The 23,847-nt window shown below is 64.9% G+C and carries 22 protein-coding genes; 7 read left to right on the top strand and 15 right to left on the bottom strand.

All coding sequences use genetic code 11. The features are described 5' to 3' along the window. Nucleotides 1-12 precede the first annotated feature (12 nt). Nucleotides 13-2,364, bottom strand: coding sequence for an FdhF/YdeP family oxidoreductase (locus tag DOM32_RS05745; RefSeq protein ID WP_110632102.1), 2,352 nt, complete (start codon nucleotides 2,362-2,364; stop codon nucleotides 13-15). Nucleotides 2,365-2,598: 234 nt separating this feature from the next. Between DOM32_RS05745 and DOM32_RS05740 the strand changes: the two genes are divergently transcribed. Beyond that, nucleotides 2,599-3,309 carry a glutathione S-transferase N-terminal domain-containing protein gene (locus tag DOM32_RS05740; RefSeq protein ID WP_110632099.1) on the top strand — a complete coding sequence of 237 codons (711 nt, stop codon included), beginning with the start codon at nucleotides 2,599-2,601 and terminating at the stop codon, nucleotides 3,307-3,309. Nucleotides 3,310-3,417: 108 nt separating this feature from the next. Next, the gene (locus tag DOM32_RS05735) at nucleotides 3,418-4,107 is read left to right on the top strand and encodes a glutathione binding-like protein (RefSeq protein WP_071231698.1); all 690 of its coding nucleotides are present in this window, start codon (nucleotides 3,418-3,420) and stop codon (nucleotides 4,105-4,107) included. Between the two features lie 92 nt (nucleotides 4,108-4,199). Here the strand turns inward: DOM32_RS05735 and DOM32_RS05730 are convergent, their stop codons facing one another. From DOM32_RS05730 to DOM32_RS05695, 8 genes are all read right to left on the bottom strand, one after another. Beyond that, nucleotides 4,200-5,156, bottom strand: coding sequence for a D-2-hydroxyacid dehydrogenase family protein (locus DOM32_RS05730; RefSeq protein WP_244179818.1), 957 nt, complete (start codon nucleotides 5,154-5,156; stop codon nucleotides 4,200-4,202). 81 nt (nucleotides 5,157-5,237) lie between these two features. Continuing rightward, nucleotides 5,238-6,029, bottom strand: coding sequence for an amino acid ABC transporter ATP-binding protein (locus DOM32_RS05725; RefSeq protein ID WP_110632414.1), 792 nt, complete (start codon nucleotides 6,027-6,029; stop codon nucleotides 5,238-5,240). 22 nt (nucleotides 6,030-6,051) lie between these two features. Continuing rightward, nucleotides 6,052-6,717, bottom strand: coding sequence for an amino acid ABC transporter permease (locus DOM32_RS05720; protein WP_110632096.1), 666 nt, complete (start codon nucleotides 6,715-6,717; stop codon nucleotides 6,052-6,054). Nucleotides 6,718-6,740: 23 nt separating this feature from the next. Then, the gene (locus tag DOM32_RS05715; RefSeq protein WP_110632093.1) at nucleotides 6,741-7,382 is read right to left on the bottom strand and encodes an amino acid ABC transporter permease; all 642 of its coding nucleotides are present in this window, start codon (nucleotides 7,380-7,382) and stop codon (nucleotides 6,741-6,743) included. Between the two features lie 104 nt (nucleotides 7,383-7,486). Further along, nucleotides 7,487-8,392: a transporter substrate-binding domain-containing protein gene (locus DOM32_RS05710; protein ID WP_244179817.1), complete on the bottom strand. Its 906-nt coding sequence runs from the start codon at nucleotides 8,390-8,392 to the stop codon at nucleotides 7,487-7,489. A 132-nt stretch (nucleotides 8,393-8,524) separates the two neighbouring features. Further along, nucleotides 8,525-9,427, bottom strand: a complete 903-nt coding sequence (locus DOM32_RS05705) for a CobW family GTP-binding protein (RefSeq protein ID WP_110632090.1) — start codon at nucleotides 9,425-9,427, stop codon at nucleotides 8,525-8,527. Continuing rightward, a complete protein-coding gene (locus DOM32_RS05700) occupies nucleotides 9,420-11,048 on the bottom strand; it encodes an amidohydrolase (protein WP_110632086.1) in 1,629 nt (542 codons plus the stop codon). Before DOM32_RS05700 ends, DOM32_RS05705 begins: the two co-directional genes overlap by 8 nt. After that, the gene (locus DOM32_RS05695; protein WP_208625315.1) at nucleotides 11,045-12,517 is read right to left on the bottom strand and encodes a sodium/glutamate symporter; all 1,473 of its coding nucleotides are present in this window, start codon (nucleotides 12,515-12,517) and stop codon (nucleotides 11,045-11,047) included. Before DOM32_RS05695 ends, DOM32_RS05700 begins: the two co-directional genes overlap by 4 nt. A gap of 79 nt (nucleotides 12,518-12,596) precedes the next feature. On the opposite strand from DOM32_RS05695, the gene pdxR reads away from it, so the two are divergent. Further along, on the top strand, nucleotides 12,597-14,243 hold the full coding sequence (gene pdxR / locus DOM32_RS05690; RefSeq protein ID WP_244179816.1) for a MocR-like pyridoxine biosynthesis transcription factor PdxR: 1,647 nt from the start codon (nucleotides 12,597-12,599) through the stop codon (nucleotides 14,241-14,243). Nucleotides 14,244-14,325: 82 nt separating this feature from the next. Here pdxR and DOM32_RS05685 read toward each other — a convergent pair whose 3' ends face one another. After that, nucleotides 14,326-15,654 carry an aspartate aminotransferase family protein gene (locus DOM32_RS05685; RefSeq protein ID WP_110632083.1) on the bottom strand — a complete coding sequence of 443 codons (1,329 nt, stop codon included), beginning with the start codon at nucleotides 15,652-15,654 and terminating at the stop codon, nucleotides 14,326-14,328. Nucleotides 15,655-15,988: 334 nt separating this feature from the next. Between DOM32_RS05685 and DOM32_RS05680 the strand changes: the two genes are divergently transcribed. Both DOM32_RS05680 and DOM32_RS05675 read left to right on the top strand, forming a co-directional pair. After that, nucleotides 15,989-16,774, top strand: a complete 786-nt coding sequence (locus DOM32_RS05680; RefSeq protein WP_208625314.1) for a sulfite exporter TauE/SafE family protein — start codon at nucleotides 15,989-15,991, stop codon at nucleotides 16,772-16,774. A 78-nt stretch (nucleotides 16,775-16,852) separates the two neighbouring features. Continuing rightward, nucleotides 16,853-17,614, top strand: coding sequence for an SDR family NAD(P)-dependent oxidoreductase (locus DOM32_RS05675; protein ID WP_110632079.1), 762 nt, complete (start codon nucleotides 16,853-16,855; stop codon nucleotides 17,612-17,614). Nucleotides 17,615-17,747: 133 nt separating this feature from the next. Here DOM32_RS05675 and DOM32_RS05670 read toward each other — a convergent pair whose 3' ends face one another. The 3 genes from DOM32_RS05670 to DOM32_RS05660 form a co-directional block, all read right to left on the bottom strand. Further along, complete coding sequence (locus DOM32_RS05670; protein WP_110632076.1) at nucleotides 17,748-18,590, bottom strand: Tim44 domain-containing protein; 843 nt, start codon at nucleotides 18,588-18,590, stop codon at nucleotides 17,748-17,750. 167 nt (nucleotides 18,591-18,757) lie between these two features. Continuing rightward, nucleotides 18,758-19,540 carry a peroxide stress protein YaaA gene (gene yaaA / locus DOM32_RS05665; protein ID WP_110632073.1) on the bottom strand — a complete coding sequence of 261 codons (783 nt, stop codon included), beginning with the start codon at nucleotides 19,538-19,540 and terminating at the stop codon, nucleotides 18,758-18,760. Between the two features lie 56 nt (nucleotides 19,541-19,596). Further along, the gene (locus DOM32_RS05660) at nucleotides 19,597-20,634 is read right to left on the bottom strand and encodes an NADP(H)-dependent aldo-keto reductase (RefSeq protein ID WP_110632070.1); all 1,038 of its coding nucleotides are present in this window, start codon (nucleotides 20,632-20,634) and stop codon (nucleotides 19,597-19,599) included. Between the two features lie 382 nt (nucleotides 20,635-21,016). Between DOM32_RS05660 and DOM32_RS05655 the strand changes: the two genes are divergently transcribed. Together DOM32_RS05655 and DOM32_RS05650 are read left to right on the top strand one after the other, a co-directional pair. Beyond that, nucleotides 21,017-21,532, top strand: a complete 516-nt coding sequence (locus DOM32_RS05655) for a tetratricopeptide repeat protein (RefSeq protein ID WP_071231702.1) — start codon at nucleotides 21,017-21,019, stop codon at nucleotides 21,530-21,532. A gap of 135 nt (nucleotides 21,533-21,667) precedes the next feature. Next, on the top strand, nucleotides 21,668-22,159 hold the full coding sequence (locus DOM32_RS05650) for a 3'-5' exonuclease (protein WP_244179815.1): 492 nt from the start codon (nucleotides 21,668-21,670) through the stop codon (nucleotides 22,157-22,159). A gap of 64 nt (nucleotides 22,160-22,223) precedes the next feature. Here DOM32_RS05650 and DOM32_RS05645 read toward each other — a convergent pair whose 3' ends face one another. Both DOM32_RS05645 and DOM32_RS05640 read right to left on the bottom strand, forming a co-directional pair. Next, on the bottom strand, nucleotides 22,224-23,195 hold the full coding sequence (locus tag DOM32_RS05645) for an NAD(P)H-quinone oxidoreductase (protein WP_071231703.1): 972 nt from the start codon (nucleotides 23,193-23,195) through the stop codon (nucleotides 22,224-22,226). Between the two features lie 48 nt (nucleotides 23,196-23,243). After that, complete coding sequence (locus DOM32_RS05640; RefSeq protein ID WP_071231704.1) at nucleotides 23,244-23,804, bottom strand: LOG family protein; 561 nt, start codon at nucleotides 23,802-23,804, stop codon at nucleotides 23,244-23,246. Nucleotides 23,805-23,847: the final 43 nt, after the last annotated feature.

Genomic DNA, 23,847 nt, shown 5'->3' with positions numbered 1-23,847 from the left:
GCGGAGCATGGGTTAACCGGTGGCGAGCATGCCCGTCTCGGCTTCCACCTCTTCGGTGGTCATCAACGCGACCGTCACGGGGATCGACTTGCCGGCGATGGTATTGCTCTGCCGGTCCCGGCTGGCCAGGGGGATCAGGTCGTTGACCTCCGGATAGTAGGCGCCGAGACAGTTTTCGGGCAGGTCGTAAGCGATGATCCTGAATCCCGAGACCTGGCGTTCGATACCATCATCGCTGACCGTCTTCAGCGTGACCCGGTTGCCGGCTTCGAAACCGTGCTTCTCGATGTCGGCGGGGTTCATCATCAGCACCATGCGGGTGCCGTAGATGTCGCGATAGCGGTCATCAAACGAGTAGACCGTTGTATTGAACTGGTCGTGTCCGCGAATCGACAACAACTGAAAATGAGCGTCGCCCGGTTCGGATTCATCCTCGGTCAGGTGATCCTGCGGGAACAGGAAGTGGGCCTTGCCGGAATCGGTATTCCAGATCCGGTCGCGGGCGGCGATGTCGAGATGGAACACGCCTGTCTCGGCCAGCCGCCGGTTGAAGTCGTGAAACGTCTCCGGCTGGGTCGCCTCGATCTTGTCGCGGATACGGTCGTAGTCCTCGGCGAGCCACTCCCAGTCGACCTTGGGATTGGGCAAAAACGTCGCCTTGCCGAGACCGGCGACGATGGCGATTTCGGAACGCAGATGCTCCGATGCCGGCTCCAGCGCGCCCTTGGAGCCCTGAACGTTGCACATGCCATCCTCGATGGTGATGGTCTGTTCGACGCCGGCCTGGATGTCCTTCTCGGTACGCGCCAGTGGCGGCAGCAGATAGGCCGATTTGCCGTGAATCAGGTGGCTGCGGTTGAGCTTGGTCGCGATCTGTACGGTGAGCGGAATGTTGCCCACATGGGCGGCGACCCGCGCCTGGTCGGAAACGGCCCGGAAGAAGTTGCCGCCCAGACCAAGGAAGGCGTCCACCTCGTCGCGCAGTATCGCTTCGCAGCACAGCGCCACGTCGTGGCCATGGTCGCGCAGGCACTCGATGCCGAATACCTCGTCCATTTTCGACAGGAACGCCTCGCCGGACTTGTGAAAGATTCCCACGGTGCGGTCGCCCTGCACGTTGGAGTGGCCGCGAACCGGGCAGGCGCCGGCACCGCGACGGCCGATGTGCCCGCCCATCAGCAGCAGGTTGAGGATCTGGTGGACATTATCGCCGCCACGAATGTGCTGGGTGATGCCCATGCCCCAGCAGCAGATCACGCGTTCGGCCTTGATCCAGGCGTTGGCGGCTTCTTCGATCGCGGCTCGGGTAAGGCCGCTGTGCCGCTCGATCCGCTCCCACGGCAGGGCGCGGCAGTGGTCAGCGAACGCCGCGAAGCCGTCGGTGTGCATGGCGATGAAATCGTGATCGATGACTGGCTTGCCGCCGTTGGCGCGAGCCTCGTCGTCGGTGACGAGGATATGCTTGCACATGCCCTGGATCGCGGCGATGTCGCCGCCGATGCGCACCTGATGATACTGGGAACTGATCGGCACGCCGTGATTGGTCATCATGTCCCGAGGTGTCTGCGGATTGGCGAACTTGACCAGCGCCCGTTCGCGCAGCGGGTTGAACGTGACGACTTCGGCGCCGCGCAGACGCGCCTCGTGCAGCAGGCCCATCATTCGCGGGCTGTTGGTGCCGGCATTCTGGCCAAACAGGAAGATGCAGTCGGCGTGTTCGAAATCCTCCAGCACCGTGGTCGCCTTGCCCACGCCGATGCTCTGGGGCAGGGCCACGGTGGTGGTCTCGTGGCACATGTTGGAGCAGTCGGGGAAGTTGTGCGTGCCGAGCATGCGACCGTAGAGCTGCCAGAGGAACGCCGCTTCGTTGGAGGTGCGTCCCGAGGTGTAGAGCTCGACCCGTTTCGGGTCGCAGGATTTCACGCGCTCGCCGATCTCGCGAAAGGCGGTGTCCCAGTCGATGGGATCGTATTTGTCGGTGGTCGCGTTGTAGCGCATCGGGTGCGTCAGCCGGCCCTGCTTCTCGAGAGCGTGATCCGACCAGTCGCGCAGCTCCGAAACGGTATGGCCGGCAAAGAACTCCGGCGTGGTGCGGGCAGCCGTCGCCTCCCAGGCGACGGCCTTGGCACCGTTCTCGCAGAACTCCGCCGGGCCCGGCCTTTCCGGGTTGGGCCAGGCGCAGCTGGGGCATTCGAAGCCGCCATCGGGGTGGTTGATCTTGAACATCAGGCCGTTGCCCTTGAACGGCACCTTCTCACGCAGAAAATGCGATTCGGTGGCCTGAACCGACTGCCAGCCGCCGCCTGGCGCGTCGTGCTTTCCCTGCTTGCCGTGCAACTCGTCATCCTTGAGTCGGCGTCCCATGATCTACTCCTTCGTGACGGATCTGGGTGGTAAACCATCCGCGTTCCTGCCTGAAAAGATGACTCGCAGGCTCACGGTATGACTGCTATCGGTAACAGTATGGCAACAGTTTTCGATTTTTGCCGAATCCAGGCGGATCGAAAAAGCGCACATGCAGGGTTTGACGGCTTACCTTCCCTTGGACATGCTGCTTGAATCGCAACAGTGACAACCGTATTCGACGAGGAGTGTGACATGAGCCGCAAGATGTTCGATCTGTGCGGGCGTGACGAGCGCCTGCGATTCTCTCCCTACTGCTGGCGGGTCAAGTATGCGCTGGCCCACAAGGGGCTGGCGTGCGACTTCGTGCCGTGGAAGTTCACCGACAAGGAAGCGATCTCGTTCTCCGACCAGTCCAAGGTGCCGGTACTGGTGGATGGCGACGAGACGGTGGTCGATAGCTACGAGATCTTCCGCTATCTCGATCGCGTCTATCCGGACAAGCCGCTGCTGGGGGATGGCGTGGCCGAGGCGCGGGCGCGCTTCTTCAAGTTCTACGCCGAGCGTTCGCTGGCGCCGGGCATCATGCGCACCATCCTGATGGACGTCTTCAACGCCGTGCATCCCGATGACCGCGAGTATTTCCGCACGACCCGGGAAAAGGCGTTCGGCCGCACGCTCGAGGAGATGCATTCGCCGAGCCAGGGGCTGTCGATGCTCGACAAGGCGCTGGAGCCGATGCGCGGACGGCTGGAAGAGTCGCCGTTTCTGGAAGGCGACGAGGCCGGGGCTTCCGATTACCTGGTCGTGGGCGCGTTCATGTGGGCGCGGGTCACCTCCGCTGCCGATCTGATCTCCAATGCCGATCCGGTCTACGCCTGGTTCCAGCGCATGCTGGATCTGCACGGCGGTGTCGGCCGCGAGGCGACACGGATCGTCGATATCGAAGGGGCGTTCGCCGACTGAGCGCCGCTTTTGTCGAGTGTCGGGCGATGTCGAGCGAGACGTCGCCCGGCGCAAGGCCTATCCTGACAGCATCCGGCTTACCGCCGGTCGTCACGACAGGAGCCTGTGATGATCGATCTCTACTACTGGACGACCCCCAACGGTCACAAGATCACGCTTTTTCTCGAGGAAGCGGGGCTCGACTACCGGATTCATCCGGTCAATATCGGCAAGGGCGAGCAGTTCGCGCCCGAGTTTCTCGAGATCGCCCCCAACAACCGCATTCCCGCGATCGTCGATCGCGCCCCGGCCGACGGCGGCCAGCCGCTGTCGCTGTTCGAGTCCGGTGCGATTCTCGAATATCTCGCCGACAAGAGCGGCAAGTTTCTGCCCAAGAGCGGGCGCCAGCGCTATCGGGTGCTGCAGTGGCTCTACTGGCAGATGGGCGGGCTGGGGCCGATGGCGGGCCAGAACCACCACTTCCGCAACTACGCGCCGAAGAAGATCGATTACGCCATCGAGCGCTATATCAACGAGACCTCGCGGCTCTACCGCGTGCTCGACAAGCAGCTCGACGACAACGACTTCGTCGCCGGCGACGACTACTCCATCGCCGACATGGCGATCTGGCCGTGGATCAAGCCCTACGAGAAGCAGGGCCAGGATCTGGAGGATTATCCCAGCCTGCAGCGCTGGTTCGAGCGGGTCGGCGAGCGCGAAGCGGTCATTCGCGCCTACGAGAAGGCCGAGGAGATCAACCCGCAGAACAATGTGGAAATGACCGACGAGGCGCGCAAGCACCTGTTCGGGCGGCAGTAGCGCCAAGGCAATAACGCCAGCCTTGGCGACGTCTACGTATATGTCTACGTCTACGACAACGCCGGCTTCGGCCGGGGTTGTCGTTTTGCGTTCTAGGCGGTGAAAAACTCCCGAACCTGACGGAAGGCGGTGGAAAAGTAGAGCTCGTAGGTGTCCTTCTCGACGAAGCCGATATGCGGTGTCGCCAGTACGCGAGGGTGGGCCTGATAAGCGCTGGCGCCCTCGGGCTCGTTCTCGAACACGTCCAGCGCCGCCGCGCCGGGGCGGCCGGCATCCAGCGCGTCGAGCAGGGCGCCGGGGCGGATCAACTCGGCGCGGCTGGTGTTGACCAGCAGGGCATCGGCGCGCATCGCCGCCAGATCCGCCGGGGTGATCATGCCGCGGGTATCGCGGTTGAGCTTGAGATGCAGGCTGACCACATCGCAGCGGGCGAGAAAGGCGTGACGATCGGGCTCGAACGCCATGCCCAGCTCGAAGGCACGCCCGGCGCTGCCCTCTCTTCCGTGCGCGACGACTTCCATGCCGAACGCCTGGGCGTAGCCAGCGACCCGGCCGCCGATCTTGCCCAGCCCCCAGATCCCCAGCGTGCGTCCGTGAACGGCGTGGCCCAGCGACTCCGCTTCCAGACGTTCGTTGGTGCGCTGCCAGTCGCCCTCGGCCTGGCGTGCGAGATAACCGCCCAGACGCCGGCAGCCCGCCATGATCAGAAGCCAGGTGAGCTCCGCCGGCGCGATCGGCGAGCCGCCGCCATCGCGCACGGCGATGCCCAGCTCCTCGCAGGCGTCGATATCGATGGCCGAGGAGAGGCGCCCGGTCTGGACCACCAGCTTGAGCCTCGGCAGCTGCATCAGCAGCTCGCGGGCCAATGACGTGCGCTCGCGAATCAGGATGATCGCGTCGCTATCCGCCAGCCGGGCGGGCAGGGCGTCTTCATCGAGATGCTGATGCTCGATGTCCAGGCGCACGTCGCTGCCGTCGAGTTCGTGGGCCGCGTCGAGAAAGGCACAGCATCCCTGATAGTCGTCCAGCACCGTAACCGTTATCGACATGACAGCTCCTCGAGATGATGACGTCTGCGCATTGTTGGCACTTTCGCCATCGGCTGTCGAGTCGCTTTCACGGGCATCGGCTCAACTTTCGTCACGCTCCAGGAACTTGCGTACCCGCTCGGTGCTGGGGTTGGTGAAGAAGGTCTCCGGATCGGCCTTTTCGATGATCAACCCCTTCTCCAGAAACACCACCTGGTCGGAGACGGCGCGGGCGAAGGCCATCTCGTGGGTGACGATGACCATGGTGTAGCCCTCGGCGGAGAGATCCTTGATCACCGACAGCACCTCGCCGACAAGCTCCGGGTCCAGCGCCGAGGTCGGTTCGTCGAACAGCATCACCTGCGGTTGCATGGCCAGCGCCCGGGCGATCGCCACGCGCTGCTTCTGGCCGCCGGAGAGCGTATTGGGGTAGGCATCGGCCTTGGGCGACATGCCCACCTTCTCCAGCAGCTCCCGCGCGTGGGCTTCGGCCTCGGCCTTCGATTTGCCGAGCACGTGGATCGGCGCTTCGGTGACGTTGTGCAGCACGTTGAGGTGCGGCCACAGGTTGAAGCTCTGAAACACCATGCCGGTGCGAGCGCGCACCCTGGCCAGCTCGCGCACCGGCATCGGCCGACCTGCATCGTTGACGCCGATGCGCTGGCCGCCGATATGGATGCTGCCGCGGTCGGGCTGTTCCAGCCAGTTGATGCAACGCAGCAGTGTCGATTTGCCGGAGCCGGAAGAGCCCAGGATCGTCACCACGTCGCCCTCGCGCACCTCCAGGTCCACGTCGCGCAGGACCTCGACGCCGTCGAAGCTCTTCGAGAGATGGCGGATCGACACCGCGATCTGCTCGGGTGCGGTCGTCCGGGAGGCGGCGGTTTCAGGCATGGCTTTCTCGGACGCGTTTTTCTCAAACATGGTCGAATCCCCGTTTGGCGCTGAAGCGGCCACATTGCTTGATGATGATTTCCATGACCACGCTGACCGCCCAGTAGAAGCCGATGACCACGATGAAGGCTTCGGTGGGAATGAAATAGGTGCCCGACAGGCTGTTGGCGGCGGCGGTCAGCTCGCGCACGGTAATGATCACCAGGAAGGCGGTATCCTTGAGCGCATAGATCAACTGATTGCCCAGCAGCGGCCGGGTCTGCATCACGATCTGCGGCAGGATCAGGCGGAAGAACATCTTGCCCTTGGTGAAGCCGTGCGCCTTGGCCGCCTCGACCTGGCCGGGAGGAAAGGTCAGCCGCGCACCGCGGAATATCTCGGCGAAATAGCAGCCGTGGTAGACCGCGAGCGCACCAACGCCGGACCACCAGGCGTCGAGCCGGACATCGAAGGCCGGCAGACCGTAGTAGAGCAGATAGGCCAGAATCAGAAACGGCAGCATCCGCATGCCGTCGATGAATACCCGCAGCGGCACGGTCAGGCGGGGCCGGCTGCCCTCCAGCAGATAGAGCATCCCGCAGCCGATCACGAACGCGGCGCTGACCGACAGGCCGAAGATCTCCATCGTGCTCAGGAAGCCGCTCCAGAACTGATCGCGGGCGCTCCACAGAATTTCCCAGTTACTCATGACGCTTCCTCACCGTCCTTTTCTCACGTGGCCAGCCGGTTGGCGCGGCGTTCGGCGATTCGCTGCAGCCAGACCAGACAGCCGATCGCCGCCATGTAGAGCGCGCAGGCGACCAGAATCGGCGGCAGGGGCTCGTAGGTCACGGCCGAAATTCGGTTGGTGACGCGGGTCAGATCGACGATGCCGATCACCGCGATCGCCGGGCTGCCCTTGATCAGAAACGACATCTCGTTGATCAGGCCGGGGAGGCTCGTGATCATCATCTGCGGCAGCATGATGCGCCGGAAGGTGATCCAGGGCGTCATGCCGGCGGCCATGGCCGCTTCGCGCTGTTCGCGGGAGAAGTTGCGGAAGGCGCTGCGCCAGATCTCGGCGTTGAACGCCGTGGTATTGAGCGTCAGCGCCAGAATGCCGGCGACGTTGCGGTCGAGGTTGAGTCCAAAGGTCGGCGCGCTGAGGAAGATGAACAGCGCCAGGGTGACCAGCGGCGTGGCGCGGGCGAGGCTGATGTAAAGAACCAGAATCTGGTCGACGACAGGAATGCGGGCGATGCGGATCAGGGCCAGGATCAGGCCGGCCGTCACCCCCAGGGCGATCGATACGCCGGAGATCCAGACGGTCGTCCAGGCGCCTTCCTGCAGCATTTGCCAGGCACTGGCGTTCATGGGCGGCTCCCGAAAGCCTGAGAATGGGAATGGCGCCGCGTGGAGTCCGCGGCGCCGCTACCGATGTGGCGCGTCATGCGATGTGACGGGTCAGGCAGCCGGGATCAGTCGTCCAGGCCGGCCAGTTCGTGGAACTGATCGACGCTGGTCAGCGGCTCGGTGGGCAGGTCGGGGAAGCTCTCGCCGAACCATTTTTCCTGCAGTTCGGCCAGGCGTCCGGTCTCGCGCATGTGATCGAGGAAGCCGTTCATGTACTCGAGCAGTTCCGGGCTGTTCTTCGGAATCGGCCAGGAGACGTAGCCGGCACCGGAAACCGCCGGGCCCTTGGCGAAGACGTCCGGCTTGGAGGCGACCAGGGTGTTGACCGGCACGGCTGAATCGATGACGAAGTCGAGACGGCCATTGGCCAGATCGGCGAAGGCTTCGGGGTAGGATTCGTACTGCACCACCTCGCCCAGCTCGCCGCCGTCGTCCTCGAGCATCTTCTTCAGTTCCGGCAACCGCGACAGCAGCACGCTGCCTGCCTGTACGCCGAGCGTCTTGCCGCTCAGATCGGCAACGCTCTCGATACTGTCGTCGCCGGTACGCGTAATCGCAAAGTGCTGGGCGGAGGCGTAGGGCGCGGTGTAGTTGAACACCCGCAGGCGCTCATCGGAGACCGACGCGCCGGTCAGCGCCATGTCGTACTGGCCGGTAGAGACGGCGGCCAGCAGGCCGGTCCAGGGCAGGATGTCCTGGCGGACCTCGAAGTCGGCGTAGTTGCGCAGCTCCTCGAGCATGTCGGTGTTGAAGCCCTTGGCGTTGCCGTCCTCGATGAAGTTGAACGGCGCGTAGTTGTCCTCCGTCGCCACGCTCAGGTAGCCGCGGCTTTCGATCTCGGGCAGGTCGGCGGCGAAGGCCGTCAGCGACAGGGTCGACAACGACAGCGCCACCAGCGTACCGGCCATGGCCTTGGCAGCGAGGCTGGGCAGGTGGAAGGCGTTCGGTTTACGGGTCGGGAAGCGCATCATGGAATACACCCTCTCGTTATTGTTGGCGATGGTGATTGCGTACCGTGACCCCACCCTAAAGAATCCCGAAGCGGTTGCTATAGAGCCAGTTGACGAACTTCGGCTGGCCAGATCGCCGTTGCTGCCGGCAAATCAGTCGAGCGCCTTGAGCGCCGCGATCAGCGCGTCGAAGGGCTCGCCGACGAAGCCGATGCCCACCAGCTGGCCGGTGCCCGGACGCGGCGCGGTGGGCGTCCATTCGGCCCGACCGCCGCTCCATTGGAAGACGTAGTGTCGCCCGTCGGCCTTGAGGAATCCTTTGGCCCGCGCCAGCCCCCCGGCGTGGCGGGTCAGCAGGGTTTCCAGCGAGCGGCGCGTGATCGAAGGCGGGAGATCGATGGCAAAACGCTGCCAGTCCGGGTCGCGTTCATCCGTGCGGCGTAATGTCACCGGTTGCGCTGTCGCGGGTCGCGTTGGCGCGCCGGTGCGGGAAGCGCCGCCGGTAACGGTCGCCGCGAGGTTGAGCGTCTGAAGCCGGGTCATCAGGCGATCCCGTGCCTCGCTGTCGAGATCGTCGCCGCGGTTGACCGAGAGCGTATCGGCGCTGGCGATCTGCTCTTCCACCAGCGCGGCGACGCGGCCGTCGTCCAGCCGCTGCGCGAGACTCGCCAGGTCGACCAGAGTGACGATGCGCTCCAGGCGAAAGCGTCGCGCCACGCGAATCATGTCGGCAATCCGGCGCGGGCGGGCCACGCCACTGGTCTCGATGATCAACGCGGCGGGCGGCTCCGGCCAGCGCCCGATACGCGAGAGCTGGGTACCCAACTCGTCGCTCAGCGAGCAGCACAGGCAGCCGCTGCTGAGCTTTAGCAGGCGCTCTCCGGCGTAGTCGATCAGCTCCGCATCGACATTGATGGTGCCGAAGTCGTTGACCAGCACCAAGGTGCCGGGCGTCACGCTGTCCCGCAGGTGCGCGTTGAGCCAGGTGGTCTTGCCGGCGCCGAGGTAGCCGGCCACCACGATCACCGGGATCGGGCCGGCGTCGGGCTCAGGCATTGTCGAAGACACGGCCACCGACGACCGTCGCGGCGACGCCGATCGATGCCAGCCGCTCCAGCGGCACCTCGCGGGGGTCTTCGTCGAGCACCGCCATGTCGGCGAACTTGCCCACCTCCAGGCTGCCGACGCGATCGTCCAGCTTGAGGGTGTAGGCCGCGTCCAGCGTGATCAGGCGCAGCGCCCGTTCCACGCTCAGCGCCTCGTTGGGCCCCAGTATTTCGCCGCTGGCGGTCTGGCGGGCGACGGCGCACCACGCGGTGAACAGCGGCGCCAACGGCGTGACCGGGGCATCGCAGTGGGCGGCGATAGGGATGCCCAGCCGATCCGCCGAGGCCAGCGGTTCGAGACGCTGACAGCGCTCGAAACCCAACGTGCGCGAGCGGTGAATGTCGCCCCAGTAGTAGAGGTGGTTGGCGAACATGTTGAGACACACCCCGAGCCGCACCGCGCGTTTCAGTTGGACGTGGCTGATGATCTGGCAGTGCTGCAGGGTATGGCGATGATCGGCCCGCGGCCACAGCTCCAGCGCCGATTCGATGGCGTCCAGCATCAGCTCGACGGCCTCGTCGCCGTTGGTGTGGATATGCAGCTGCAGCCCGGCCTGGTGATAACGGTGGACGATCTCGGTCAGGCGTTCCGGCTCGGCGTTCCACATGCCGTTGGGCGAGCCGTCGTGATAGCCCGGCCACATGAGGCGCGCGGTGTAGCCCTGGATCGAGCCGTCGGTCATCAGCTTGACCAGCCCGAAATGCAGCTTGTCGCTGCTCTTGTCGCGACAGCCCAGCACTCGATCGATGCCGGCTTCCGGCGTATAGGTCAGCGCGCTCATGGCCGGCGCCAGGCGCATCGGTACGTCGTCCCGGTTGCAGGTGCGCTGCATGCTTTCGACGCCGGTCTCGCTCAGCGGGTTGTAGAGATCGGTCAGCGTGGTCACCCCATGGCGCTGGCCGATGCGCGCGTAGCGTTCCAGCGTCGCTTTCTCGCTGCCGCGATCGAATAGATCGAGGTCGAGGGTGTCGAAGATCGCGAACATCGCCGCCATCTCGCGCAGTTCGCCGTTGGGACGTCCATCGTCGAAGGTCATCACGCCTTCGATATCGGCCTGCGATTCGAGCCCGGAGGCGCGCAGTATCGCGCTGTTCACGGTCATCATGTGCAGGTTGGCATGGATGACGACGATAGGTCGTTCGTCGTCGACGGCGTCGAGATCGTCGCGGTCGAGCCGGCGCTGAGGGAAGTAGATCGGATCGAAGCCCCAGGCGATTAGCGGCGTGTCTGCCGGCAGCCCGGCCACCTGCTCGCCGAGGTGGCGCTGCAGGGAGACGATGTCGGTCAGTCCCGGCCATGTGTGACCGTCGGGGTCCTGGCGCGGGAAGAAGCCGGCGTAGGGATACTCCCATAGCACGCCTTCCAGCGCGTGGCTGTGGCCCTCGACGAAGCCGGGCAGGATGACCTTGTCGGCGAAACGCTCGTCGAGCTCGAAGTCTCCCAGGTCCGACAGCGTTTCCAGCGAGCCGACGCCGAGAATCCGGCCGTCGCACACCGCGATGTGGGTGGCCTCAGGCTGTGAGGGGTTCATGGTCAGAATGCGCCGTGCGGCGAAGATGCGATGGTTCATGAGGGATTGGGCTCCTGAATCGAGGCTATCCGGTTGCCTCGGCTACGCTGCCATTTCAGCAGCAGCGGGATGCAGACCAGCATCAGTATCACGTAGCCGCCGAAGATCGCCAGGTAGCTCCCGGCGCCGAGGGATGGCGCGATCGGGGCGACGAAGAACAGCGTCGGAATGTTGACCACGATGATCGCGATGTTGAAGAACGCCAGCTCCTTGGGAACGGAGGTACTGAAGTCGGCATCCAGCATACGCAACAGCAGTAGCCCCGTGCCGGTGGAGCCGCAGCAGCAGCCGAAGGCGGTGACGGCACGTTCCGGCCCGAGCCGGCCGCTGAGCTTGCCGATCGCCATTGCGCCGAAAAAGGTGACCAGCGTCACGGCGACCGCAATGAGCAGGATCGGCACCAGCAGGGCCGACAGTACGGCGATCTGGATGCTCATCAGGGTGGCCACGACCATGAAGTCGACGGACCCGCTGGTGATGCGCTTGAGCGTGTCGTCATCGACCTTGTCGGCCCAGCCGAACCGGTCGATCGCCATTCGCATCAGCACGCAGACCGTCAGCCCGTGGATGAAGAACAGGTTGTAGCTGAAGAACACCGACAGCACCTGATTGCCGGCCACCAGCGGTTGCATCGCGGTCAGCCATACGTAGGTGATGACATAGGCCACGCCCAGCAGGCCCAGATGCCAGGCCAGCGAGTCGACGGTGCCGGAATGCGAGACCTGTCTGCCGGCCGAAGGCTGTGTCTCGACGGTGTGGAAGCCGCGAACGAAGTCGTCGTCCAGCGTCGAATTGCGGTTGGTGTTGAGCCCTCGCTTGAGGAAATGGCGCGCGGCCGGCACGCCGACGACGAAGGCGGCCACGAAGCCCAGCGAGGCGAAGATGACGCCGACCTGCGCGGCGTTGGCGATGCCGTAATCGTTCTCCCAGATCGTGCCGTAGGTCAGCGCCTGGCCTGGCCCCTGGGTGAAACCGTGGGTGACGATGGCGCCGAGCAGCGGGCTGAGATCGCTGCCGGTGATCAGGTCGTAGCCCGCCATCAGACCGTAGCCGATCACGGCCTGGGCGCCGAGGCTGGCGGTCCAGATCAGTGTCAGCCACAGCCCGCCGCCGACGATGCCCTGGCGCTGTTCTCCGGCGGCCGGTTTGGGGCTGCCGGTCAGACACAGCGACATGAAGCTCAGGGTGAAGAAGTGGAAGGCGAGTGCGGTGAAGTCGGAAGGGCCATAGCCGGGAATCAGTCCCGAGGAGAGCCCGACGAAGCCGATGATGCCGGCGACGATACTGCCGGGAATCAGGCTGACCCGTAGCCACGGAAGGCGGCTGCGCAGCAGGCTGCCGACAACCAGCAGGGCGGCGATCAGCGCGAAGGCGATGACGCCATGGAAGGTGCTGCCCATGTTGTAGTCCTCGTGATTGACGTTGTTATGGTCGGGGCGAGTCGCGCCGGCGCCGTGCGACGGGGGCATATCCGAGCGCCGGTTCGTGCGAAACCGTCGGGTCATACTAAAGTTGAGAACGGACAGCGCTACAGGACAGATGCTCGTCGTGCTCGAGACAGTTTTCGAATCCGGCCGGTCGGTCACCGATGGTCTTGTCGATTGGGTCGTGCGGGGCGGCGCCGCGGTCGCGCCCAGGTCTCGCGGGGTCGATGGCCGGCGCGAGCGTCTGACGCCAGGGAACTGGCGCAAATCTTGCAGCGTACAGAGTTCAGCCATGAGGCGGGAACTCGGCATGCTCGATCACTATTTTCATCTCGACTTCGATGCCCGGCGCGGTTTGCAGGAACAGCTGCGCGAGGCGCTGCTGGATGCCATTCATACCGGGACGATTCCGACCGAGGAGGCGTTGCCCTCGTGTCGCAAGCTGTCTCTGCAACTGGGCATCTCGCGCAATACGGTAGCGCTGGTCTACGAAGGGTTGGTGGAAGACGGTTATCTGGTCAGCCGGCCGCGCAGCGGCTACTACCTGCACGATGCCTACCATGAACCCGATGCACTGGAAACGGGCCGCGGCATGCGCGACGAGGTGGTGGATGCACCATCCTGGGGCAGTCGATTCACCCATCGGCCGAGCCATCTGCAGGGCGTCTTGCGCCCCAGCAACTGGATGAACTACGAATTTCCCTTCGTCTACGGTCAACTGGATACCCGGCTGTTTCCTCTGGAGCAGTGGCGCGAGACGTCCCGCCGGTTGCTGGGCGGACGGCGCGAGCGCCATTGGCTGAGCGACCGCTACGACCAGGACGATCCGATGCTGGTCGAACAGCTGCGTACCCGGGTGCTGCCCAAGCGCGGCATTCATGCCCGTAGCGACGAAATCCTGATTACCCTCGGCTCGCAGAATGCCCTGTTTCTGATCGCCCAGCTGCTGTTCGACGCGCGGACGCGAGTGGCGATGGAAAACCCCGGCTACCGGGAAGCGGCCAACGTCTTCCTGCGTCAGGGCGCCCGGCTGAGCTACCAGTCTATCGATGGCGAGGGCATGTGCCTGGACGCGGCGGCGGCGAAGAGCGACTACCTCTACGTGACGCCCAGCCACCAGGGGCCGACCGGGGTGACCATGAGCCGCCGTCGGCGCGAGGCGCTGATCGAGCAGATCCAGCGCCGCGATCAGATCGTGCTGGAAGACGACTACGATGCCGAGGTCAATTTCGATCGCCATGCCCAGCCGGCACTGAAGGCGAGCCGGGCCGGCTCCCGCGTGATCTACATGAGCAGTCTGTCGAAGCCGCTGTCGCCGGGGCTGCGACTGGGCTACGTGGTGGCCGATGCCGAACTGATCGAGGAGCTGCGGGCATTGCGCCGGCTGATGTACCGCCACCCGCCTTCCGGGCTGCAGCAGCAGTTGGCGCAGTTTCTCTCCCAGGGCCATTACGATCGCTATCTGCGGCTCTTCGCCGACGAGATGCGCCATCGCTGGGAGATCATGGATGCCGCGATCGGCCGGGATCTGCCCGACTGCCGCCGGGTTGGTGGAGATCATGCCAGCGTGTTCTGGCTGGAAGCGCCTAAGTCGGTGGATACCCAGCGACTGGCCTGGCAGGCCGCGCAGCATGGTGTGCTGATCGAGCCCGGCTTCCAGCACTTCTTCGATCAGGCACCGCCGCGCAACTACATGCGGCTGGGATTCGGTGCCATCGACGCCGAGCGCATCGCGCCAGGGATCGCCCGGCTGGCCCGCGCGTTCGGCTAGGTTTCGTACGCCAACCCCTTGTACGCGTCCAGACGACAGCGACCGGCCAGAGCCGGTCGCTTATCCTGCCTTGCGAAGCTGCTCAGCCAGCCGAAAACTCGCCCAGCACCTGATCGAGAATGCCTAGACCCTCGGCGACTTCCGCTTCGCTGACGATGCACGGCGGCACGACGTGAATGCGGTTCTCGACCACGAACGGCAGCAGGCCCTTGGCGATCAGCGCGTTCTTGATCGCGCCCATCCGGTCCGCCGGCAGCGGCGCCCGGGTCTGGCGATCGCTGACCAGTTCCAGCGCGTGGAAGACGCCGAGACCGCGGGTTTCACCGACGATGGCATGATCCCGTGCCAGCTGCTGCAGCCCCGCAGCCAGCGGGCCATTGCCGACGCGCTCGGCGTTTTCCACCACGCCTTCCTCGGCCATCGCATCCAGTGTGGCGACGATGGCGGCCATGGCCAGCGGATGACCGGAATAGGTCAGGCCGCCAAAGAACATGTGATCATCGAAATGGCGGCTGATCTCGTCGGAGATGATCACGCCCCCGGCCGGCACGTAGCCGGAATTGACGCCCTTGGCGAACACGATCAGGTCCGGCCTGGCGTCGAAGTGCTCGAGGGCGAACCAGCGCCCGGTGCGGCCGAAGCCGGCCATGACTTCGTCGAAGATCAGCAGGATGCCGTACTGGTCGGCCAGCCGGCGGACACCCTCCATGTAGCCCTTGGGGGGAATCAGCACGCCGGCGGTGCCGGGAATCGACTCCAGCAGAATCGCGGCGATGGCGCTCGGCCCTTCGCATTCGATCACCCGCTTCAGATGCTGCAGCGCACGCTGGCACTCTTCTTCCTCGTTGCCGGCCCAGAAATCGCTGCGGTAGAGAAAGGGGTTGAAGAAGTGGGCGTGGCCGCGGGCGAATTCGTTGGGCACGCGGCGCGGATCGCCGGTGGCGACGATGGCCGAGCCGGTATTGCCGTGATAGGAGCGGTAGGCCGACAGGATCTTGTCGCGGCCGGTCACGCTGCGCGCCATGCGCATGGCGTTTTCGTTGGCATCGGCGCCGGCGTTGGTGAAGAACACCTTGCCGAAGCCGGAGGGCGCCCGATCGAGAATGCGCTTGGCCGCCTCGCCGCGTGCCAGGTTGGCGTGCGCCGGCGCGATGGTGGTCAGCTGCTCCGCCTGTGCCTGGATGGCGGCGATCACCTTGGGGTGTTGATGACCAATGTTGGTGTTGACCAGCTGACTGCTGAAGTCCAGGTACTCCTTGCCATCGTAGTCCCAAAGCCGGCATCCCTTGCCACCGGCGATCACCAGCGGCGACAGGTTGCCCTGCGACGACCAGGAGTGGAACACGTGCTGGCGGTCGAGCTGGTGGACATACGCGTTGGAAACATCGTCGTTGACGAGGGGAGCGGTCATGGCAGGGTTCCTGTTGTTTGGCGTTGCTGACGAGCGTCCACGGTGGCTGGCCGGCATCGATATCGACTTCGACGAGATGATGACTGGCGCATCCGGACGGCAGTTCGAACGATGGCGTTCACTGTCTCGATTCAAGACTAGGGGGCGATGGGCGGATCGCGTAGAGCCAGAATTCGGCGGCGCTCGTGACAGCGGTGGAAGATGTCCCGCTATGGAGACCGAACTGGCCCTACCCGGAGGCCGGGCGGCTGGGTATGGTGCTCGCTCGGCCTCGAACGGCCGAGCCGGTCGTGAACGGACGCCGGGCGATCTGGAAAGAGGAGGGCTGACCAGCGTGATCTCATCGATGCCGATGCTGTGGCCGGCCGTGGGTCTGGCCTGTTTTGCCGGTATAGTCCGGGGTTACTGCGGGTTCGGCTTCGCCATGTTGCTCGCGTTGGGGCTGATGCTGTTCCTTCCACCGATCGAGGCGGTGCCGCTGGCGCTGCTGCTGGATCTGGCCACCAGTATCGGGCTCTGGCGACGTGCCGGGCGGCTGGCCGATTGGCCCCGCCTCCGGCGGCTGTTAAGTGGCATGGTGGTGGCGACCGTCGTCGGCGTGAGCGTGATGGCGACGCTGCCGGCCACGCCGATGCGAATTGCGGTGGCTCTGCTGGCACTGGCCGGCGCCGTGGCGTTGTTGCTGCGGCGTGACGCGCATCCCGAGATTGGCGAGGGCGATCCGGAATCTGCCCGGCGCGAAGCGACGGGAGGCGGCTGGCCGAGCGTGGCGGCGGGGGGCGTTTCCGGGCTATGCATGACGCTGGCTTCTTCCGGCGGGCCGCCGCTGATGCTCTATCTGCTTCATCAGCGGCTGCGGCCGACGACGCTGCGGGCCACGGCGATCATGTTCTTCGCGGCCAGCAGCACGGCCTCGCTGATCGGGTTGGGGATGGCGGGAGAGCTCGGGCGGGAGACGCTGCTCCGCGGCGCCTGGCTGCTGGCGCCTGCCCTGATCGGCAATGCGCTGGGGCAGTGGACCTTCGAACGCTCGAAGCCACGTTCGATGAAAGTCACTGTGGCGCCGCTGCTGATCGCGCTGTCGGTGTGGGTGCTGGCCCGTGAAGCCGGCTATGGTTAGGCCCCGTTCCGCCAACGGGTACACAGTGTCGAGCGCTGACTGTCGCTCGGCCATCGAAGTCTGACGAGGAGAAATACTGTGAGCGATGTCGTTTTCATCACCGGGGCCACTTCCGGGTTCGGCCGTGCGGCTGCCCATCGTTTCGCCGAGGCCGGCTGGTCGCTGGTGCTGTCCGGCCGTCGGGGCGAGCGTCTGGAGGCGCTCAAGGCCGAGCTGACGGACAAGGTGGCAGTGCACACCATCGTGCTCGACGTGCGCGACGACGCGGCCGTGCAGCAGGCCGTCGATACGCTGCCGGAAGCCTTCAAGCGCGTGCGCACGCTGGTCAACAACGCCGGCCTGGCGCTGGCGCCGCAGCCGGCACAGAAGGTGGCGCTGAAGGATTGGCACACCATGATCGATACCAACGTAACTGGTCTGGTCAACGTGACCCATGCGCTGCTGCCGACGCTGATCGAGGTCGGCGAGGGCGCCACGATCATCAACGTGGGCTCCATTGCCGGACAGTGGCCCTATCCGGGCAGCCACGTCTACGGGGCTTCCAAGGCGTTTGTCCAGCAGTTCAGCTACAACCTGCGCTGCGACTTGCAGGGCACCGGCGTGCGGGTGACCGATCTGGCGCCGGGCATGGCCGAAACCGAGTTCACCCTGGTGCGCACCGGCGGCGATCAGACGGCATCCGACAATCTCTATCGCGGTACCACGGCGCTGACCGCCGAGGATATCGCCGAGCAGATGTTCTATATCTCGACATTGCCGGCGCACATCAACTTCAACCGCCTGGAAGTGATGCCGACGCGTCAGGCCTGGTCGGCCTTCGCGATCGATCGCGACGACTGATGGCTGTCCGAGCTCCGCAGCGATAGCGGTGGCGGCATGAAAAAGACCCNNGGGTCTTTTTCATGCAAGCGGACTTTGTCAGCGCTGGTCCCGGCGTCTTGGCGTCAGTCGTGCCGAGACGCCGGGTGCCAGCTCAGGTCGTGGGGTTCTGTTCGATCCCCTGAACGTACCAGGGCGCGCCGTCACGCAGGGAGCGCTTCAGGTGCCAGGTTTCGTTGAACTCGGTCTCTTCGCCGTTTTCGTCGAGCACGCCGTGGAACAGCACGGTCGCTTCGGCCTCGTCCTTGATCTCCTGCACGCTGCCCAGTTCGGCGAACAGGCGCACGATCTCGGTGCGGTTGTTGGCCGGCTGCGCCATGCGTTCCGCTTTCAGCAGGTTGTAGAGCTCCGGTGTGACGTACTCCTGGATCTGGCTGAGGTCATTGTTGTCCCAGGCGCGCTGGAGCGTGGTGAAATGCTCCTTGGCGCCGGTCAGGAAGCGCTCGCGATCGAACCAGGCTGGTTCGGTGGCGATGCCGCCGGTGTGCGTTCCCGTGGCATTGCCGCCCATGAACGGCGTCGGCTGGGCGCTGTTGTCTTCCCGCGTCGTGCCGTTGGGCTGGCCGCCGTCGCGATGGCCGGCCGTCGCATGCCGCCGGCGGGCAGCCAGCAGCCGGAAGGCGATGAAGGCCACCAGCGCGATCAGCAGGATGTCGAGCATCCGGAAGCCGTCGAAGGCGCCGCCGAAGAACAGCGATGCCAGCAGGCCGCCGGCCAGCATCCCGGCCAGCGGACCGGCGAAGCGGGAGAGTCCGGCGCTCGGCTGGCGTGGCGGTGCCGAGGCGTTGCTGCGCGTGGTGGTCGGCGTCGGTTGCTGGACCGAGCGCGAGTAGGAACCGAAACTCTTGCCGCCACCGAGGCGGCGCGCCTCGGCATGGTCGACCGCAGCGCTGAAGCCGAGCAGGCCGACCATAATCATGACGAGCAGATGTCGCATGGCATTCTCCTGAAATCGTTGTCCTGGACGAGTGACGGACCTGCGTTGGCACCGTTCGGGCGCACTCGTTGCTGCGAGCATTGTCGCAGATCGTCATGAATGGAAGCTGAACGCCCGGGCTTTCGGGCTGATTCTTTAGTCGCGTCTATCGGATCTGGTCGCCTGGTCTAGTCACGATCCTGCTCGCGGCGGCGGAATACCGGCTTGTCCGGCTTCGACTCTTCCGGCGAGTATCGATAGCCGGCCACGTCGAATTCGGTCAGCGCCGAAGGCTTGTCGATCCGTTCGCGTATCAGCCAGGCCGCCATCAACCCCCGGGCCTTCTTGGCATAGAAGCTGATGATCTTGAACTGGCCATTCTTCTCGTCTCTGAATACCGGAGAGACGACATCGGCCTCGAGCCGCTTGAAGTCGATGGCCTTGCTGTACTCGTTGGAGGCGAGGTTGACCAGCGTCGGACTGCCGCTGGCCGCGACCGCCGCGTCCAGATCCCGGGTCAGCCGGTCCTGCCAGTAGGCGTACAGGTCGTTGCCGGCGGCGTTCTTCAGCCGGATGCCCATTTCCAGGCGGTAGGGCTGGATCAGGTCCAGTGGCCGTAGCATGCCGTAGAGGCCGGACAGTATCCGCAGGTGATCCTGCGCGAAGGCGTTGTCGGCATCGCTGAAGGTGGCGGCTTCCAGGCCGACGTAGACGTCGCCCTGGAAGGCCTGTGCCGCAGGCTTGGCGTTGTCCAGCGAGAACGGCGTCTGCCACTCGGCATAGCGCGCCGCGTTGAGGCCGGCCAGCTTGTCGCTGATGCCCATCAACTCCGACAGCTGCTGGGGAGAGTAGCCGCGCAGGATATCGATCAGCGCCCGACTCTGGTCGAGATAGTCGGGTTGGGTGACGTCCCGTGTCGACGAGGGCGTTTCGAAGTCCAGCGTCTTGGCCGGAGAGATGATGCTGAGCATGGCGCGCTTATCCGTATGAGAAACGTTGCGTTACCGACCGCCGTCGCCGGCGGGCGTCAGGGGCAGGGGTTGGAGATTCTGCGATGCACCGCTTCGATCGCGTCGAGCACGTCATCGGAGAGCTCGAGCGAATCGCTGGCGATGTTGGCCTCGAGCTGTTCGAGTGTCGTCGCACCGATGATGTTGCTGGTCACGAACGGACGCGAGGTCACGTAGGCCAGCGCCATCTGGGCCGGGTCCAGGCCGTGCTCGCGGGCGATGTCGACGTAGGCTTGGGTCGCTTCCTCGGCCAGCTCTGAGGTGTAGCGGGAGAAGCGCTCGAACAGGGTCAGGCGGCCCTTGGCCGGTTTCTGGCCGTCGAGATATTTCCCCGAAAGCACGCCGAACGCCAGCGGCGAATAGGCCAGCAGGCCGACGTCCTCGCGGTGGGCGATTTCGGACAGGCCCACTTCGAAGCTGCGGTTGAGCAGGTTGTAGGGGTTCTGGACGCTGGCGACGCGTGGCAGGCCCTGGGTATCGGCCAGATGCAGACAGCGCATGACGCCCCAGGGGGTGTCGTTGGACAGTCCGATGGCGCGGATCTTGCCGGCATCGACGGCGTCCTTCAGCGCGCCGAGGGTCTCTTCCAGCGGCGTGGCATCGCTGTCGTCCCCCGGCAGATAGCCCAGTTGACCGAAACAGTTGACGTGGCGGTCGGGCCAGTGGAGCTGGTAGAGATCGAGGTAGTCCGTCTGCAGGCGTTTCAGGCTCGCGTCCAGCGCCTGGTGAATCTGCTCGCGGGTGTGACGCGGGCCACCGCGCAGGTGTTCCATGCCACGTCTGGCGCCCGCCGCCTTGCTGGCGATGATCAGATCGTCGCGCTTGCCACGCTTTTGCAGCCAGCTGCCGATATAGGCCTCGGTGCGGCCTTGCGTCTCGGGCTTCGGCGGCACCGGATACATCTCGGCGGCGTCGATGAAATTGATGTCGGCGGCGATGGCGCGGTCGAGCTGTTCATGCGCTTCGGCTTCGGTGTTCTGCTCACCGAACGTCATCGTGCCGAGACACAGGCGCGAAACCTGCATGTCGGTCTTGCCTAAGGGGCGTCGCTGCATGTTGCACTCCAAGTTGAAATGGCCCGATCGAGACAAACCATGGGGACGAAAAACGGGCTGAAAACCGTATGTTACTGGCGCCGTCGTGAGGCGGCAAACCGGGCCTGGAAACCGGGGGTTGAGTCGCTGGCCGGGCAGGCGTATTCTTGCGGCCTTTCGCCGCCCGGCCCCGGCCGAGTGCCTGTGAAAGGTCGATTCCGACGCGCCATAGAGCGTTGCCATGGTGTTGCAGCAAGTCATGGTGTTGCGGCAGATCATGGTGTTGCGGCAGATCATGGTGTTGCGGCAATGAAACGTTGCGGCAATAGAGAACAAGAGCGTCCAGATCGACACGGTAGTTCGGATCATCAACGGATCCCAGTTTCCAGGGTCACTGTCAGTTATGCCACAGACGTTTTCTTTCTTTACGCGTTTCGAGTTCCAACTGGCGACGCAGCTTAGCCATACGCGCTGGATGACACGTTCGCCGAGCAAGCAGCGCCTGATGCTGCGCTGGTTCAAGCGCTGTGCCGATGCCGGCCATGTACCGGCCCGCTCGCTGTACGGCCGGGTGCTGATGCATCGCGGGATATCCCCGCGGGACAAGTCGACAGGCGCGCGCTACGTACTGCAGGCGGCCCAGCAGGGCGACCGTCATGCCCAGTACCAGGCCGGGCGCATCTACGAGCTGGGTTGCTCGCAGTATCAGCCCAGCGTTCACCATGCGGTGACCTGGTACGCTCGCGCCGGCGAGAATGGCCATGTCCGCGCCGCGGAGCGCCTGGCCGATGCGTATCGTCGCGGCGAACTCGGCTTGCCGCACGACCCCGCCCGCGCGGACGAATGGCAGCGCTGGGCGCGCAATCTGGCTGAAGACGGTGCCAGCAGCGAGACGCCCGGCGCGCTCGCCACGCACTGAGAGCCCGCAACCGTCGGCGCATCCTGCGTACCCCGCCACCGGCCTGGTGGCGGGGTGAAGTTACGCCCCAACGCTGTCATGATGCCTCATCGGCGTCACAAGATGAGACGGCATCATGGAGAGGGAGCCCGCAACGTGTTGCTGCCCACCCTGCTAGACATCGAAGCTTCCGGTTTTGGCCGTGGCAGTTACCCCATCGAGATCGGCCTGGCCCGTGCCGATGGCAGCCGCTGCGCGTTCCTGATCCAGCCGCCAAGAGAGTGGACGCACTGGGATCCCAAGGCAGAACTGCTGCATGGCATCTCCCGGGCGCGCCTGGTGCGCGAAGGCCGGCCACCTGTCGAAGTCGTGCGCTGGCTCAATGACGAGCTGGCGGCGGCCGGTATCGCCTACAGCGACAGCTGGGGCTACGACAATACCTGGCTGTCGCTGCTGTTCGATCAGGCCGGGATGTTGCCGCGATTTCGACTGGAAGCGCTGCGGCGAATTCTGAGCGAGGCGCAGACCGAATGCTGGGCCAGGATCAAGGCGCGGATCGCCGAGCAGCACGATATCCGTCGCCATCGCGCCGGTGACGACGCCCGCCTGTTGCAGTTGACCTACAAGGCCACGCTGAACGTCGAATAGCGCTCCGGGACCTTACCGTGATCGTGGGCCGGACCGTGATCGAGCGTGGCCGGTCGACGCGGTTTTACCCCGCTCCGCTGACGCTGAGCAGAATCTTGCCGGTGTTGCGGTTGTCGGAAAGGTGCTGCATCGCGGTCTCCGCTTCCTGAATGGGCCAGGTGCCGGCAATCAACGGTTCGATCTCTCCGCTGGCCAACTTGGGCCAGACGTGCGCATACAGTGCGTCGAGAATCGCGCCCTTGGCCTTCGTCGAGCGGGAACGCAGGGTCGAGCCGATCAGGCGCTGGCGCTTGACCAGCATGCGCCCCAGGTTGATCTGCGCTTCCGCGCCGCCCATCAGGCCGATGAGAACCAGCCGGCCATCGGTGTTCAGCACGGCCAGATCCTGAGCGATGTAGTCGCCTCCCACCGGATCGAGAATCATGTCGGCGCCGCCCCAGTTCTTGACCGCCTCGACGAAGCTGCCATCGTGCCGGTTCCAGCCGGCATCGGCGCCTAGCCGGTAGCAGGTTTCCAGCTTGTCGGCGCTGCCGGCGGTCACGAAACAGGGGTTGCCGAACACGCGGCAGAGCTGAATCGCCGCCGTGCCCACGCCGCTGGCGGCAGCGTGCAGCAGGACGCGCTGGCCGGTCTGTACCGCCCCTTCCATGTAGAGGTTGAGCCAGGCGGTCGTGAAGACCTCCGGCAGTGCGGCGGCTTCACGCAGCCCCAGACCCTGGGGGATGGGCAGAACCTGCGCTTCGTTGACCACGACCTGCTCGGCATAGCCGCCGCCGGCCAGCAGGGCGCAGACTCGATCGCCCTTGCGGAAGCGCTCCACGCCCTTGCCGACTTCGCTGATGGTGCCACTGACTTCCAGTCCCGGAATCTCGGATTCTCCCGGCGGCGGCGGATAGTTGCCGCCGCGCTGCATCAGGTCGGCGCGATTCATTCCCGCCCAGGCCACATCGATCCGCACCTCGTTGGCACCCAGCGGGCCGAGGTCGTCGTGTTCGCGCCAGATCATTCGATTGTCTTCGATGGCGATGGCATGCATTCCCAATCCTCCTTGATGGATACGTTACCGGTGCTCGAACCGCGTCGTTCAAGCGTCGTGATTTCTCAGTCTGGCATCTTCGGCCAGGCGATCCAGCAGGGTTTCGATATCGGCCTCGGCGACCAGCGTGCGGCGGGTGGCGACATCGAGAAAGCCGTGTTCGACGGTGGTGTCGAGGAAGGTCAGCAGCGGCGAGTAGAAGTCGGCGACATTGAGCACGCCGATCGGCTTGCCGTGCAGGTCGAGGTAGCGCCAGGTCCAGATCTCGAACAGCTCCTCCAGCGTGCCGATACCGCCGGGTAGCGCGACGAAGGCATCGGCATGCGCGGCCATGGCAGCCTTGCGTTCGTGCATGTTGTCGACCCGGATCAGCCGGGTCAGGCCATGGTGCGAGACTTCGCGCTGGACGAGATGTTCAGGCATCACACCGATCACTTCACCGCCTTCGGCGAGACAGGCGTTGGCCAGCCGACCCATCAGGCCATTACGGGCGCCGCCGTAGACCAGCCCCCAGCCGCGACTGGCGATCGCCGCGCCGAGTGCGTCCGTCGCTGCGGCGAAACGCGGATCGTTACCTTCACGCGAGCCCAGATAAACACAGATTTGCACGCTATCGCTCCTGGAAAACGAATAATGAAAGAGAGGGATTCCC

The organism is Salinicola salarius, assembly GCF_003206135.1.
GTDB classification, from domain to species: Bacteria; Pseudomonadota; Gammaproteobacteria; order Pseudomonadales; family Halomonadaceae; genus Salinicola; species Salinicola salarius.
The sequence above is the reverse complement of the archived record's forward strand: the minus strand, read 5'-3'. Positions and strand labels throughout refer to the sequence as shown.

Excerpts from the sequence above, each read along its gene's own strand:
- DOM32_RS05670 (WP_110632076.1), bottom strand. The coding sequence starts at position 18,590 with ATGCGACATCTGCTCGTCATGATTATGGTCGGCCTGCTCGGCTTCAGC.
- yaaA (WP_110632073.1), bottom strand. The coding sequence starts at position 19,540 with ATGCTCAGCATCATCTCTCCGGCCAAGACGCTGGACTTCGAAACGCCC.
- DOM32_RS05740 (WP_110632099.1), top strand. The coding sequence starts at position 2,599 with ATGAGCCGCAAGATGTTCGATCTGTGCGGGCGTGACGAGCGCCTGCGA.
- DOM32_RS05695 (WP_208625315.1), bottom strand. The coding sequence starts at position 12,517 with ATGCCCCCGTCGCACGGCGCCGGCGCGACTCGCCCCGACCATAACAAC.
- DOM32_RS05705 (WP_110632090.1), bottom strand. The coding sequence starts at position 9,427 with ATGCCTGAGCCCGACGCCGGCCCGATCCCGGTGATCGTGGTGGCCGGC.
- DOM32_RS05715 (WP_110632093.1), bottom strand. The coding sequence starts at position 7,382 with ATGAACGCCAGTGCCTGGCAAATGCTGCAGGAAGGCGCCTGGACGACC.
- DOM32_RS05700 (WP_110632086.1), bottom strand. The coding sequence starts at position 11,048 with ATGAACCATCGCATCTTCGCCGCACGGCGCATTCTGACCATGAACCCC.
- DOM32_RS05720 (WP_110632096.1), bottom strand. The coding sequence starts at position 6,717 with ATGAGTAACTGGGAAATTCTGTGGAGCGCCCGCGATCAGTTCTGGAGC.
- DOM32_RS05735 (WP_071231698.1), top strand. The coding sequence starts at position 3,418 with ATGATCGATCTCTACTACTGGACGACCCCCAACGGTCACAAGATCACG.
- DOM32_RS05710 (WP_244179817.1), bottom strand. The coding sequence starts at position 8,392 with ATGATGCGCTTCCCGACCCGTAAACCGAACGCCTTCCACCTGCCCAGC.
- DOM32_RS05725 (WP_110632414.1), bottom strand. The coding sequence starts at position 6,029 with ATGCCTGAAACCGCCGCCTCCCGGACGACCGCACCCGAGCAGATCGCG.
- DOM32_RS05655 (WP_071231702.1), top strand. The coding sequence starts at position 21,017 with ATGCCACAGACGTTTTCTTTCTTTACGCGTTTCGAGTTCCAACTGGCG.
- DOM32_RS05660 (WP_110632070.1), bottom strand. The coding sequence starts at position 20,634 with ATGCAGCGACGCCCCTTAGGCAAGACCGACATGCAGGTTTCGCGCCTG.
- DOM32_RS05645 (WP_071231703.1), bottom strand. The coding sequence starts at position 23,195 with ATGCATGCCATCGCCATCGAAGACAATCGAATGATCTGGCGCGAACAC.
- DOM32_RS05730 (WP_244179818.1), bottom strand. The coding sequence starts at position 5,156 with ATGTCGATAACGGTTACGGTGCTGGACGACTATCAGGGATGCTGTGCC.
- DOM32_RS05685 (WP_110632083.1), bottom strand. The coding sequence starts at position 15,654 with ATGACCGCTCCCCTCGTCAACGACGATGTTTCCAACGCGTATGTCCAC.
- DOM32_RS05745 (WP_110632102.1), bottom strand. The coding sequence starts at position 2,364 with ATGGGACGCCGACTCAAGGATGACGAGTTGCACGGCAAGCAGGGAAAG.